At 70.8% G+C, this 14,080-nt stretch carries 10 protein-coding genes; all 10 read left to right on the forward strand.

Annotated elements, in window-relative coordinates; genetic code table 11:
* The first annotated feature begins 7 nt into the window (after positions 1–7).
* The gene (locus FRAQA3DRAFT_RS10380; protein WP_157467273.1) at positions 8–976 is read left to right on the forward strand and encodes an ABC transporter permease; all 969 of its coding nucleotides are present in this window, start codon (positions 8–10) and stop codon (positions 974–976) included.
* Between the two features lie 89 nt (positions 977–1,065).
* Positions 1,066–2,721, forward strand: coding sequence for an ABC transporter substrate-binding protein (locus FRAQA3DRAFT_RS10385; protein ID WP_198287065.1), 1,656 nt, complete (start codon positions 1,066–1,068; stop codon positions 2,719–2,721).
* 154 nt (positions 2,722–2,875) lie between these two features.
* Positions 2,876–4,492 carry a nuclear transport factor 2 family protein gene (locus FRAQA3DRAFT_RS10390; protein WP_009739012.1) on the forward strand — a complete coding sequence of 539 codons (1,617 nt, stop codon included), beginning with the start codon at positions 2,876–2,878 and terminating at the stop codon, positions 4,490–4,492.
* 385 nt (positions 4,493–4,877) lie between these two features.
* Complete coding sequence (locus FRAQA3DRAFT_RS10395) at positions 4,878–6,458, forward strand: ABC transporter substrate-binding protein (protein ID WP_009739013.1); 1,581 nt, start codon at positions 4,878–4,880, stop codon at positions 6,456–6,458.
* Positions 6,459–6,519: 61 nt separating this feature from the next.
* The gene (locus FRAQA3DRAFT_RS10400; RefSeq protein ID WP_009739014.1) at positions 6,520–8,232 is read left to right on the forward strand and encodes a nuclear transport factor 2 family protein; all 1,713 of its coding nucleotides are present in this window, start codon (positions 6,520–6,522) and stop codon (positions 8,230–8,232) included.
* Positions 8,229–9,494, forward strand: a complete 1,266-nt coding sequence (locus tag FRAQA3DRAFT_RS10405; RefSeq protein ID WP_051054254.1) for a zinc-binding dehydrogenase — start codon at positions 8,229–8,231, stop codon at positions 9,492–9,494. The genes FRAQA3DRAFT_RS10400 and FRAQA3DRAFT_RS10405 overlap by 4 nt, the downstream gene beginning before the upstream one ends.
* Entirely contained in the window at positions 9,491–10,576 is a 1,086-nt protein-coding gene (locus FRAQA3DRAFT_RS10410) for an ABC transporter ATP-binding protein (RefSeq protein WP_009739016.1), read from the forward strand. Before FRAQA3DRAFT_RS10405 ends, FRAQA3DRAFT_RS10410 begins: the two co-directional genes overlap by 4 nt.
* Positions 10,577–11,617, forward strand: coding sequence for an ABC transporter ATP-binding protein (locus FRAQA3DRAFT_RS10415; protein WP_009739017.1), 1,041 nt, complete (start codon positions 10,577–10,579; stop codon positions 11,615–11,617).
* On the forward strand, positions 11,614–12,564 hold the full coding sequence (locus FRAQA3DRAFT_RS10420; protein ID WP_009739018.1) for an ABC transporter permease: 951 nt from the start codon (positions 11,614–11,616) through the stop codon (positions 12,562–12,564). The genes FRAQA3DRAFT_RS10415 and FRAQA3DRAFT_RS10420 overlap by 4 nt, the downstream gene beginning before the upstream one ends.
* Complete coding sequence (locus FRAQA3DRAFT_RS10425) at positions 12,561–13,415, forward strand: ABC transporter permease (protein WP_009739019.1); 855 nt, start codon at positions 12,561–12,563, stop codon at positions 13,413–13,415. Before FRAQA3DRAFT_RS10420 ends, FRAQA3DRAFT_RS10425 begins: the two co-directional genes overlap by 4 nt.
* The last annotated feature ends 665 nt before the right edge of the window (positions 13,416–14,080 follow it).

Raw genomic sequence — 14,080 nt, forward strand, 5'->3', positions numbered from 1 at the left:
GCCATCCGTGACCGAACAAGACCTCGCGCTCACCCCGTCGCCGGCCCTACCTTCCGGCCATGCCGGGACGTTCCAGGACGACGGCGCCCAGCCGGCCGTCCCCGCGGCCGGGCCACGATCCGGGGCGCCGTCGAGGCGGCGACCGCGTCGAGAGCACCTGGTCTCCGCCATCCGCCGGCTGCGGCCGGCCCTGCGCCAGCCAGGGCTCGTGCTCTCGGTGGCGTGGATCATCGCGCTGGTTCTGGCGATCGTCCTGCCGGACGTCGTCAGTCCCTCGGAACCGACCCGGGCCACCGCGAGGCGGCGGCTGGCGCCGCCCGGCCCGGACCACCTGTTCGGCACCGACCAGCTCGGCCGGGATCTGTTCTCCCGCATGGTGCACGGCGCCTCGTTGTCGCTGCGCACAGCGGTGCTGTCGGTACTGGTCGGGCTGGTGATCGGCGCGTTCCTCGGTCTGCTCGCCGGCTTCCTGCAGGGCTGGGTGGACGTCGTGATCATGCGGGTGATGGACGTGTTGTTGGCCGTGCCGAGCCTGCTGCTGGCGCTGACCCTCATCGCCGTGCTGGGCGGCGGCTCCATCAACATCGCCGTGGCCGTCGGCGTGTCCGGTATCGCGGTGTGCGCCAGGACCATGCGCGCGGAGGTCATCCACGTACGCCAGAGCGTCTTCATCGAAGCGTCGTTCGTCTGCGGTGCCCGTCGGTCGGCGGTGCTGCGACGCCATGTACTGCCGAACTCCGCCGGCCCGGTGGTGGTCCTGGCGGCGCTGCAGTTCGGACCGGCCATCCTGGCGGTTTCCGCGCTCAGTTTCCTCGGTTTCGGTGCCCGTCCACCGACGCCGGAATGGGGCTCGATGGTCGCCGGCGGACGCGACTTCCTCGCCACGGCCTGGTGGCTCAGCACGATGCCCGGACTGACCATCCTGCTGACCGTGCTGGCGGGAAACCGCGTCGCCCGCGCTTTGAACGGACGATGACCGCTCCGGCATGTCCCGCCGCTCGTACCCGTAATCCTTCCGCTGTTTCCTGTCCGCTGTGCCGAAGCACCTGCCATGCCGAAAGGCCCATGATGATCGACAGTTCCCCTCCGCGCACCCGACGGCATCGGCCACCGGCCCGGCTTCTCGTCGCCGCGCTCGCCGCGGTGACGCTGGGCTTGTCCGCCTGCGGCAGCGGTAGCGACGGCGGCTCCACCGACGACGCGAACGCCGGCTCCGACGCCGCTGCGGTGCGCGGCGGCACCCTGACCCTGGCGGTCGGGGCCGATCCCATCTCGCTCAACCCGCAGGGCGGGGGCTCCGGGACCGACCCCATGGGCGCGAACCTGGTGGACACGCTGACCGCGCAGGATCCCAAGACCGGCAAGCTGCGGCCCTGGCTCGCCCGCGAGTGGACGGTGAACGACAACGCCACTCAGTTCACCTTCACCCTGCGTGAGGGGGTCACGTTCTCGGACGGGTCGGCGCTGACCGCCGAGGTGTTCAAGCAGAACTTCGACGACATCGTGAAGAACGGCGCGAAGGCGGACTCGGCCATCGCCCAGTTCCTCGGCTACGACCGCACGACGGTGGTCGACCGGGACACCTTCCGGGTCGAGTTCAAGCAACCGAACGTGGCGTTCCTGCAGGCCACGTCCACCAAGGCGCTCGGGCCGCTGGCGCCGGCCACCCTTGCGCTGCCCTTCGAGGACCGGGCCCGCAAGGTCATCGGTACCGGCCCGTTCGTCCTCGACCACTACACCCCGAAGAGCGAGGTGGTGCTCACGAAACGGGCTGGCTACGCCTGGCCCGCACCGACGAGGACCAACACCGGCGAGGCCTACCTCGACAAGGTCATCTTCAGGATCGTGCCCGAGGCGAGCGTACGCACGGGGAGTCTCGTCTCGGGCCAGATCGCCGGCATCGTCGACGTCCCCCCACAGGACACCGACACCCTGCGAGGGCGGGGCTTCCAGCTCCTCACCCGGGCGAACCCCGGTATTCCGCTGAGCCTCTACACCAACGTCTCCCACCGGCCGCTCGACGAGGTGCGGGTCCGGCGGGCCATCGCCAGGGCCCTCGACCCCGAGCAGGTCCGCGCCGCGGCGCTGAGCTCCGACTTCAAGGTCGCGACCAGCTCCCTGTCGGCCACCACGCCCGGCTGGACCGATCTGTCCGAGCAGATCAAGCGTGACCGCGACGAAGCGGGCCGGCTGCTGGACGAGGCCGGCTGGCGCCGCGGCCCCGACGGCATCCGGCAGAAGGACGGCCGGCGGCTCGCGCTCACCCTGGGCTATGCGCCCTTCTTCGCGCCCAGCCAGACGGCGGTCGAGGAGATCCAGGTGCAACTGCGCGAGGTCGGCATCGGCGTCGATCTGCAGCTGCTCACCAATCCGAGCATCCCGGCGGGCCAGACGGCCGGCTACTACGACCTGACCTTCGGCAACCAGTCCCGGGCCGACGCCGATCTGCTGCGTACCACCTTCTCCACCGAAGGGACCAATGCCTACCGGCTGGCCGACCCCGAGCTGGAACGGCTGCTCCAGGACCAGCGCGCCGCGGCCGACCCGACGAATCGCGACAAGATACTGGCCCAGCTTCAGCGGCGGCTGGTCGACCAGAGCTACCTCATCCCGCTCATCGAGTTCACCACCGTGATCGCGACGGCGAAGGACGTCCACGGGGTCAGCCAGGGAGCCGACTCCCGGATCGCGCCGCTGAACGACGTGTTCCTCACGCACTGACCACGCCGCACTGACCACGCCGCACTGACCACGCCGCACCGGGCGCCGAGCACGCACGGCCCGAGTCGAACCCGCCCCTGACCCTGGCGAGTTCCCCGAGCCCGTGCCGCCGCCCCGGACGGCACACCGACGGAATCGGAAGCGGGATACGGAGATGACGGACGTCGCCGAGGGCGGGACGGCCGCCCGCCGCGCCGCCCTGCGCGAGCTGGCGGACAAGTGGCAGATCCATCAGACGACGATCCGGCTGTGTCACGGGCTCGACCAGGTGGACGAGGAGATCGTCGCGGCTACCTTCCATCCCGAGGCCGAGGCGACCGTCACGGCCCGCGACGAGGAGATCGTCCTGCGCGGTGCGGCGCGGGTGACGTCGGCCCTCCTGGCCCGCGCCCCGGCGGATCCAGGCGCGTTCGTGGCGCACAGGTCCTTCAATCCCCGCATCGAGCTGCAGGGGGACCGGGCCGTCTGCGAGACGTACCGCACCGCGTTCGTCGGCCTTCTCGACCCGGTCACCGGGCGGGGCCGGGCACAGCACACGTTCGGCCGCTGCACGGATCTGTTCGAGCGCCGCGCCGGGATCTGGCGGATCCTGCGCCACCACGTCGAGGAGCTCTGGGTACACCGCCCTGTCGACGGGGGGAGCTGGCCGCGGCGCGCCGAAAGCCGGCGCGACCGCAGCGACCCCTCGTACCACCTCTTCGACGAGGTGGAGACCGCCGGCGCCGACAGCCCCGGCGCCGACAGCCCCGGCGCCGACAGCCCCGGCGCCGGCGACCCGGATCGCGATCGCGACGACGGCGCGGAGGAGACCGCACTGCGCGACGCCGTCGACGGCTGGCTCGTCTACGAGACGGTCGTCCGCTACTGCCGTGGGGTGGACCGCTTCGACGAGGACCTCCTCGCCGCGGTGTTCCATCCCGACTCCACCACGGCGAAGGTCTGGAGCGCCGCCGAGCCGGACGTGGTCATCCTCGACGGCGCGGACATCGCCGCGATCACCATCGCGAAGGCGCGGGAGGCCTATACGGACACCTTCACCCTGCACTCGGTCACCACCCCGCTCATCGAGATCCGCGGCGACTTCGCCTCCAGCCAGAACTGGTCGGGAGCCTCCCGCGGCCTCACCCGCTGCCTCGACCTCTTCGAACGTCGGGACGGGCGGTGGCGGGTGCGCCGCCGGCGGGTCCTCGGCGGTTGGAGCCAGCCGGGGCCGGCCGGCGGGCGCCGGATCGACGCCGCCGACAGCCGGCAGGACCGCTCGGATCCGAGCTACCGGTTCCTCGCGTGGCCGAGCCGGCCGGCCGTGGCCGAGACCGCCGGGGAGAGCGACGCCGACCTCGTGGCGGACAAGTGGCAGGTCTTCGAGACGGTCGTCCGGACCTGGCACAGCATCGACCGGGGCGAGGAGCGGCTGCTGGCGTCGGCGTTCCATCCCGACGCCAGCCTGACGACGAGAACGTGTGCGGACGGCCCCGTCGACGTCCACGGTACGGAGGTCGCCGCCGCCCTGCTGCGCCACCTCGGGCAGGGCGTCACTCTGCACCTGGCGATGAATCCCTGGATCGAGGTGCGCGGCGACCGCGCCGCCTGCGAGACCCACCTCACCGTCCTTGTCGTCCCCCGGCAGCTCGACGACACGGCGGTCGTGCACCAGAGTCTCGGCCGCTGCCTGGATCTGTTCGAACGCCGCGACGGGAGCTGGCGCATCCTGCGCCGTCAGATCATCCCCGGCTGGTATGAGCCCCATCCGGTTCTTCACCGACCGAACTAACTAACACGAACCTCAGACGGACCGATCTGTTCTGCTGTTGCAACAGGGAACGGTTAAAGGTTATGCTCTTCCATATCACCGGTACGACGCCGGCCATATCCTACGGCGAATTCGCCGACGGCCAGCCGCGTTGAGCACCTTCCCGGCGCCGCGGTTCCGACCGGCCACGCCGCCGTGGAACGCCGCGAAAACCGGGACCTCAAACACCGGGAATCCAGGACCCCGAGGAACAAGAATCCGAGGAAATCCGAGTGCCACCCGAGCTCATCACGTTCTCCCACCGCGCCGCGAGACGGCGCGGGCCGTTACCCTTTCTCCTGTTCGTGCCGCGGGGCGGCCACCGCCACCACGCGGAGGCGAGCCGCCGCTCCCGACGGGCGCGGCCGTGATCCGGCGGCTGCGGGCCGTCGCGGCGCTGGCGGCCGCCACCGTCGCCGCGGGAGTGATCGGCGCCTGCGGGTCGTCGGATTCATCCTCCGCCACCCGTTCGATCACGGTGCTGCAGGGGTTCTCACCGACCTCCTTCGATCCCGCCACCATCGCCTCCGTGGGAAGCAGCGACGGATCCGTCGGCTATGCCGTCTACGACAACCTGTTCCGCATCGAATACTCGACCGGCAGGTTCATCCCCCGGCTCGCAACGTCCCTGACCCCGAACGAGGACGCCACCGTCTGGACGCTGCAGATCCGTGCGGGCGTGAAGTTCAGCGACGGGACCCCGTTGAACGCGGAGGCCGTCCGGTTCAACTGGGATCGGATCCGGGACGACCCGGCGCTGGCCTCGCCGTGCTATTCGACGATCAAGGGACTGAAGTCCTACCAGGTCACCGCTGCGCAGACACTCGTGATCAGGCTTCCCGAACGGCGCAGCGCCTTCCCCCAGCAGCTGTTCAGCAGCGGTCAGGTACGCGGCGGCTTCTGCACCAACGTGGCCTCCCCGACAGCACTGCGCCGGTACGCGGCGCGCTACGGCACGAGTCCCGAGACGACCGTCGGCGCCGGTCCCTTCGTGCTGAAGGAATGGGTGCGGGGAGACCACCTGACGCTGTCCAGGAACGCGGGTTACTGGGATGCTCCGCGCCCGTATCTCGACGGGATCACGGTGAAGCCGTCCCCGGACATCACGACCTCCGTCAACGCCGTGCTGACCGGAGCGGCGGCGCTCGCCGGAGTCGGCGCCTGGACCCCGGATGTGGCGCGTTACGTGCAGGCCGGCTACAAGTACCACGTCGAACTGACCAGTGGCGCGGCGATGGTCACCTTCAACCCCGCCCGGGCGCCGCTCGATGACGTCCGGGTCCGCACGGCCCTCACCCTGGCCACCGATCTCGAGGAGATAAACCGGAAGAACTTCGCCGGCCTGGTCACCCCGGCCAGGACGTGGTTCTCGGAGAAGTCGGTGTTCTACGACGCCGAAGCGGCCAAGGCCAGCACGCAGCGGACGAACGACCTCGCGGCGGCGCAGCGGCTGATTGACGAGTACGTGGCCGAGAAAGGCGGCCCGGTGAAGGTCACCCTGCTGGCGTCACCGACCAACCTTCCGTTGTTCACGACCCTGCAACAGCAGTGGCACCGCCTCCACGACGTCAAGGCCGAGATCGAGCAGGTGACCGGCCAGGTATGGAACCAGCGCAATATCCAGGGCCAGGCCCAGATAGCACTGAACTCGCTGGGCGCGAACGACGTGGAGGGTATGATCGCGTCATTCGGCGCGGGCGGTGCGCAGAACTACTTCAAGTGGTCCGACCCGCAGCTGGAGAAAATCCTTATGCAGGCGCGACCGGAGAACAATCAGAGCGAGCAGCGGAAGCTGATGACCTCGGCCGCGCAGCGCCTTTCCGAACTGCACTGGTTCGTCATGCTCTACCGGCCCGGCCAGGAGACTCTCGTCGGCAAGGACCTGACGAACATCGTGCTGCACGACCCGTCCCAGGTCGATCTCGCTCAACTCCAGCTCAAGAACTGACGGGACCAGCTCAGGAGATGACGGGACCAGGAATGGCGGACGAGACAACGAGGGAGCGGAGTTGACGGACCTGCGAGCGGCCGCGGACCGGTGGCGGATCTACGAGACCATCGTGCGGGTCTGCCGCGGCGTCGACCGGACCGACCATGCACTCGTCGCCTCCGGCTTCCATCCGGACGCGGTGGCCACCAAGGCCCGAGGAACGGAGGTGGCCACGCTCACGGGCGCCGAGATCCCCGCCGTGCTGACCCGCGACACCCCGCAGCGGGCGGGCTCGCTCAGCCTGCACCTGGCCTTCAATCCCGTCATCGACGTGCGCGGCGACCGGGCCACGTGCGACACCGCCTACCTGGAGCTGGCCGTGCCACGTCAGCCCGGCCCCGACGGGGTCGAGCTTGCCTTCGGCCGCACCCTGGACCTGTTCGAACGTCGCGGCGGGGGGTGGCGGATCCTGCGTCGTCAGGTCATCGACGGTTGGCACCAGCCGCTGGCCGCCGGTGGTCACTGGCGGCGTCCCGACGACGGATCGCGCGATCGTGACGACCCGTCCTACCAGGTCCTCGACACGGGGGACGCCGACACGGGGGACGCCGACACGGGGGACGCCGTCACCGCGGGCACCGACGACGGCGCCGTCGAGGAGTTCGCCGAGAAGTGGCGGATCTACGAGACCGTGCTGCGCTATTCCCGTGGCGTCGACCGCGGGGACCAGGATCTGATCGCCTCGGTGTTCCACCCCGACTCCACGACCGTGAAGAGCTGGGGCGGCGAGGAGCTGGTGACTCTCGACGGCCGCACCATCGCCGCCGTCACTGCGGAGAAGGCCAGGGCCGCCTTCGGCGACAGCTTCGTCCTGCACGGGCTGTCGAACCCCTACATCCAGGTGCGCGGCGACCGGGCCGCCGTCGAGACCTACGCGCTCGGCGTCATCGCCCCCTGGAAGGAGCCGGACGGCACGGTCACCGACCATCAGGGCTTCAGCCGCTGCCTCGACGTGCTGGAACGTCGGGACGGCCAGTGGCGGATCCTGCGCCGGCGCGCCATCGGCGGCTGGAGCCAGCCGCAGCTTCCCGGTGGGACCCGCTGGGACGCCGAGGTCAGCACCCGCGACCGACGCGACCCGTCCTACCACGTGTTCGAGTGGGCCGGCACCACCGACAGCACCCCCGAAGCCGACGGCGCGCCCACCACCGACAGCACCCCCGAAGCCGACAGCACACCCACCGCCGGCAGGGCACCCGCCACCGCCACGGCGACCAGCCTCGAGGACGTCACCGCCCGCTGGGAGATCTACGAGGCCGTCGTGCGGTACTGCCGCGGGGTGGACCGTGGCGACGTCGACGCCATCGCCGCGGCCTTCCACCCCGACGCCACGGTCACGACCAAGGTCTGGGGCAGCGAGGAGGTGACGCTGACGGGCCCGCAGATCGTCCCGTTCCTCGCCGAACGCGCGCGCGGGGACGATCACGGCTTCAGTCAGCACCTGATCTTCAATCCCCTGGTCGAGGTGCGCGGCGACCTGGCGTCCTGCGAGACGTACTACGCCGTGCTCGTCATCCCCGCGACGGTCGGCCCCGACACCTCGCTCGTCCAGAGCTTCGGTCGCTGCCTGGACCTGTTCGAGCGCCGGGACGGCGTCTGGCGCATCCGGTACCGCCGCAGCATCCCCGGCTGGTGGCAGCCGCTGCCGCCCGGCGGTTACGACCTCGACCGCACGAGCCGGCGAGACCGGACCGATCCCTCCTACCACCTCTTCGAAACGGTGAACCGTTGACTACTCAGCCCGCCACGGCCGCGCCCGCCGCGCCCGCGCCGGCCACCGGCCGACCCGAAACCCTCCGGCAGCCGACCGCCCCCGCACCGGCCCGGCCGGCGCTGGTCGACCCGGGCGGCACCATGCTCGCCGCGGTCTCCTACGAGGGCGAGCAGCGCTTCCGCCTCGAGGAGGTTCCGCTGCCCGAAATCGGTGACGGCGACGTGCTGGTCCGCGTCGAGGGCGCCGCGATCAACTACGCCACCCTCCTGCGCTGGCGGCGTTTCACCCACTTCTTCCGGCTGCCCGGCGTGCTGGGCATTCACGCGGCCGGCACGGTCGCCGCCGTCGGCCGGCACGCCTTCGGGGTCGAGGTCGGCGAGCGGGTGCACGTCGATCCCACCCTGTCGTGCGGACGATGCGCCGAGTGCATCGCCGACCGGCGGGTGTCCTGCCGGGAGGGCGTCGTGGTGATCGCCTCCCATCCGGGGCCCACCGCCAGCGAAGGAGCCCTGCGCCGCTACGCCCAGTACTCCTGGGGCAGCCTGGCGCAGTACTGGCGGGTACCGGCGGACGCCCTCAACCGGGTCCCCGACCACATCCCGTTCACCGTGGCCGCCGGGCTCGGCCTGCTCGGCGTCTCCTACCATTCGCTGAGCAGCGCGCGGCTGCCGCTCGACGCGACCGTGGTGCTGACCGGGGCCACCGGCGGCAGCGGGGCGGCCGCCGTCCTGGCGGCGACGACGTTCGGCGTGCGGCGGTTGATCGCCGTGGGCCGTTCGGCCCGCCGCCTGGAGGCCCTGCGCACGCTGGCGCCCGACATCGTCGAGCCGCTCGCGTTGGAGGAGCTGCCAGCCGACTGGGCGGACGGCGGCGGCCTGACCCGGGCCATCCGGGACACCACCGGCGGCCAGGGTGCCGACGCGCTGCTGGACTTCCTGCCCGCCGGGCACACCATCACCACGCAGGCGCTGTTCGGCCTGGCGAGCGGGTCCGCCGCGGTGATGTACGGCGGCGACGGCAGCGAGAACCTGTCATTCGACTACGCCCACGCCATGCCCGTCTCCCAGTACCGGCTGCTGGGCGAACGCGGGCACAGCCGCCGCGACATGCTGGAGATCCTGGCGCACCTGCAGGCCCGCCGCCTCGATCCGACCCCGCTGCTGACCCACCGCTACCCGCTGACGGCCATCAACGACGCCGTCGACCTGCTCGAACGCCACCAGGCAGGCGCCGACATCACCAAATGGCTCGTCACGATCGAGCCGCACCAGACCCTATGAGCGATCCGATTCTCGATGTCCGTGACCTGCGGTTGTGGTACCTCACCGGGCGCGGAGCCGTGCGTGCGGTCGACGGCGTCAGCCTCGCCGTCGACCAGGGACAGACCCTCGGGATCGTCGGCGAGTCGGGAAGCGGTAAGACGACGCTGACCCGCGCGATCGCGGGGCTGCCGCTGGCGACCCGGACGGTGCGTACCGGCGAGGTTCACCTCGACGGCCGCGATCTCGTGACCCTGTCCGCGGCGCAGCTGCGGTCGGTCCTCGGGGCCGAGCTGGCGATGGTGTTCCAGGACCCGATGACCTCACTCAACCCGGTGATGCGCGTCGGCGCACAGCTCACCGAGGGGCTGCGGCTGCACCGGTCGCTGTCGCGCCGCCAGGCCCGGCTGGCCGCCCGGGAGCTGCTCGCCGCGATGCGGCTGCCCGATCCGGACACCATCCTGCGCCGCTACCCCGCCGAGCTGTCCGGCGGGATGCGCCAGCGGGTGACGATCGCGATCGCGCTGGCCTGCGGACCGACGGTGCTGTTGGCCGACGAACCCACGACAGCGCTCGACGTGACGGTGCAGGCCCAGATCCTCGACCTGCTGGCCGAGATGCAGCGCGAGCGGTCGATGGCGGTGGTGCTGGTGACCCACGACCTGGGCGTGGTGGCGACCCGCACGACCCGGATAGCGGTGATGTACGGGGGGAAGATCGTCGAAGAGGGTCCCACCGCAGTGGTCCTGCGACGCCCGCACATGCCCTACACCGAGGCCCTGCTGCGGTCGGTCCCGCGCTTCGACGCCGGCCCGCGCCGGCCGTTGCGGACGATCCCCGGCCAGCCCCCGGGACTGCTGGATCCCCCGCCGGGCTGTCGTTTCGCGTCCCGCTGCGACCGGGCGAGCAGCCGCTGTGTCGTCGACGAGCCGCCGCTGCGCGAGGCGTCCACGCCGGGACACCGCTTCGCCTGCTGGCATCCGGTCCACGAGGCACCGGTCCACGAGGCACCGGCCCACGAGGCACCGGCCCACGAGGCACCGGCCCATGAGGCGCATGTCCACGAGGCGCCGATCCCGACGACGACCCGGAGGCGGGACTAGATGGCTGGTACCGGGACCGCCCATCTGCGGACGGATGCGCTCCTGCGAGCCGAACACCTCGTGGTGGAGTTTCCGGCCGCCGGCGGGCGGAAGGTGCACGCCGTCTCCGACGTGAGCGTCGACCTTCGTCCCGGCGAGACCGTGGGGCTGGTCGGCGAGTCCGGCTGTGGAAAGTCGACGACGGCGCGCGTGATCGCCCAACATCTGCGCCCCACCTCGGGCACGGTGCACCTGGCCGGGCGCGACCTGGCCGGCCTCGACCGTGACGAGCTGCGGCGGGCCAGGCCGCGGCTGCAGATGGTGTTCCAGGACCCGATCTCCTCCCTCAACCCCGGTCACCGGGTGGAGGACATCGTCGGAGCCGGGCTGCGGATCTGGCGTCAGGGCGACGCCAGACAACGCGCGGCCAGGGTGGCAGAGGCCATGGAAGCCGTGGGCCTGCGCTACGACCCCCGCGCGCGCAGGCGGCGGACGCACCTGTCGGGCGGCCAGTGCCAGCGGCTGAGCATTGCGCGCGCCCTCGTGCTGCGCCCGCAGGTCCTCGTCTGCGACGAGCCGGTGTCCTCGCTGGACGTCTCGGTCCAGGCCCAGATCCTCAACCTGCTCGTCGAGCTGCGGACGCAGTACCACCTGTCGATGATCTTCATCTCGCACGATCTGGCGGTGGTCGGGCACATCAGCGACCGGGTGGTCGTGATGTATCTGGGCAGGTTGTGCGAGGTCGCCCCGCCGGACGTGTTGTACCGGCGGGCCCGCCATCCCTACACCAGGGCGTTGGTGGCGGCGGTGCCCGGCCTCGACGCGCGAGACGGTGTACCTCCCGACCGGGCGGACCCGCGGCCGTGGCAGCAGCCCTCCCCACTCGCCCCGCCCTCGGGCTGCCGGTTTCGCACCCGCTGCCCCCGGGCGAGTCGGCGGTGCGCCGAGCAGCTCCCGCAACTGCGGGAGATCGAACCCGCCCACTTCGTCGCCTGCCACCACCCGGTCGAACCGGAGGGGGTCACGCAGCCGGTGGCCGTCGCCGTGGACACACCGAGGTGAGCGGGCGGCGTATCGCCCTGCGGCTCACCCGCTTCGGCGCCACCTTCCTGCTCGTGACCTTCACGACCACGCTGATGCTGGAACTGACCCCGGGCTCGCCGGCCGTGTTCATGGCGGGCGACAACACCGCGCCAGAGGTCATCCAGGCGATCAACACGAAGTACCACTTCGACGATCCGATCCCGGTGCGTTACGGCCGCTGGCTCGCGGGTGTCCTCCACGGTGACCTCGGCGCGTCGTACCTTACCGGCCAGCCGGTCCTCGCCGCGATCCGCCAGCGTCTTCCGGTGACCGTGGAGCTGGCCGTCCTGGCCACGGTGGTCGCGCTCGCGATCGCCGTCCCGCTCGCCGTCGCCACGGCGCAACGCGCCGGATCACGATTCGACCGCGTCGTCGCCGCGCTCGCCTCCTCGGCGATCTCCCTGCCCTCGTTCGTCATCGCGATGCTGTTCGTCTATCTGTTCGCCTACCGTCTGCGGATGTTCCCGATCCTGGGTTGGACGCCGCTGGACGATGATCCGTTCCGCAACCTGCGCGGCGTCGTGCTCCCGGTGTTCTCGGTCGCCCTGGCCGAAGGCATCATCCTGCTTCGGGTCCTGCGCAGTGAACTCATCGAAACCCTGCGTCAGGACTTCATCGCCCTCGCCCGATCCAAGGGACTTCCCCACCGCACCGTCCTGTGGAAGCACGCGCTGCGGCCGTCGTCGTTGTCGTTGCTGACGCTCTCGGCGCTGACGCTGGCCCGGCTGCTCGGCGGAACGGTCATCGTGGAGAGCATCTTCGTCCTGCCCGGCCTCGGGACGCTGCTGCTGGACGCCATCACCAACAAGGATCTGGTGGTCGTGCAGGGCGTCGTCGCCTTCATCGCCGTCGTCGTGCTGACCGTCAACTTCTGCGCCGACCTGCTCCACGGCGTCCTCGACCCACGCACCAGGACCGGGCGGTGACCACCGCCGGATCCGGAGGACCTCCGGCCAGATCCGACCGCCACGTGCCGGTCGGCCTCGTCGTGGCCGTGGTGTGGCTCGTCGCCGTCACGCTCGCCGCCCTGGTCGCACCGCTGCTGCCCCTCACCGATCCCGACGTCGACGCCGGAGCCGGCCTTCGGGTACCGCCGTTCGAACTGTGGTCCCATCCCCTGGGCACCGACGCGTTCGGCCGCGACCTGCTGTCCCGGGTGGTGTACGGCGCCCGCGTCTCACTCGCCGCGGCCGGCGCCTCCGTCGGCATCGCGTTGGTGATCGGGCTCGCCCTCGGCATTCTCGCCGGCTACTTCCGGGGAACGATCGACCACCTGCTCGGGCTGTTCTTCGACACCGTGCTGGCCTTTCCCGGGCTCATCCTGCTGCTCGCCCTCGGCGCCGTGCTGCGCCCCGGGCTGCGCACGATCGTGCTCGGGCTGTCGATCATCGCCTTTCCACCGTTCGCCCGCCTTGCCCGCGCCGGCACGCTGCGGGTGGCCGAGGCGGAGTTCGTCCTCGCCGCGCGCGGTCTCGGCGCCAGGAACCGGACCCTGCTCAGCCGCGAGATCCTGCCCGCCGTCGCGCCGCCGGTCCTGGCGTACGCGGCAGCGATCATGGCGGTGCTCGTGATCGTGGAGGCATCCCTGAGCTTCCTCGGGCTGGGGGTGCCGGTGCCCCGCCCAAGCTGGGGCAACATGATCGCGGAAGGACGCGGCTACCTGCAGGCGAGCCCCCACCTGGTCTTCGTTCCGGCAGGCGCGCTCGTTCTGACCATCCTGGCGCTGAGCACGATCGGTGAATGGCTGCGATCCCGCGCCGACGCCGGACGGCCCTGACGACCCGGCACTTCGATGCCCGGCGGATCAGGACCTGACGTGGCTGACGGGTTTCTCGGGGACGACCGTGCTCGCGACCAGAGCCCAGTCGTACAACCGGGCGTCTTTCGTACCGTCCGCCGCGGAGAAGGTCTCCCACGTGCCCACGGGAACCATACCCGCCGGCGTGTCCACCCGGAATCGGCCGCACTCGGTCGGACACCGTCCGGTCGCGGGCAACCGCGAGGACGTAGCCCACTCCCCTGGGTCCCGGCCCACCCGGCGAGGAGAGCCATCCACGACCACGACGGGTAAGGAACTCTTGTTTATTTTCTTATCAAAGTGACAAAACTGCCGGACATACCGAATCCACGCGCGACGGCGACTATTGATCCGACCTTTATTGGCACGTCCGACCTGAAGATCATACAACATGCGGATGAACCTGTAGAAAACCGGGATCTGATCGAAGGATTCGACTACATCGTCGGGGCGAACACTCCTTTTTCAGTTCGAGGGAGGACTCTGGGAGTGTTCCTTCCGGGCTGGTCGGGTGCGGCTGAAGGCCACGCTCGACGAGCCGTGACGGAACCTTCGTGTTCCACACCCACACCGGGGCTGTTGCGTCTGGGGAGCCGGGGCCTGCGGCGTGGACGAGGCTGGTGATGCGGGTGGTGGAGCTTGCC

The organism is Frankia sp. QA3, from assembly GCF_000262465.1.
In the GTDB taxonomy this organism is placed as follows: Bacteria; Actinomycetota; Actinomycetes; order Frankiales; family Frankiaceae; genus Frankia.

Coding starts and splice junctions, on each gene's coding strand:
- FRAQA3DRAFT_RS10410 (WP_009739016.1), top strand. CDS start 9,491: ATGAGCGATCCGATTCTCGATGTCCGTGACCTGCGGTTGTGGTACCTC.
- FRAQA3DRAFT_RS10385 (WP_198287065.1), top strand. CDS start 1,066: ATGATGATCGACAGTTCCCCTCCGCGCACCCGACGGCATCGGCCACCG.
- FRAQA3DRAFT_RS10390 (WP_009739012.1), top strand. CDS start 2,876: ATGACGGACGTCGCCGAGGGCGGGACGGCCGCCCGCCGCGCCGCCCTG.
- FRAQA3DRAFT_RS10415 (WP_009739017.1), top strand. CDS start 10,577: ATGGCTGGTACCGGGACCGCCCATCTGCGGACGGATGCGCTCCTGCGA.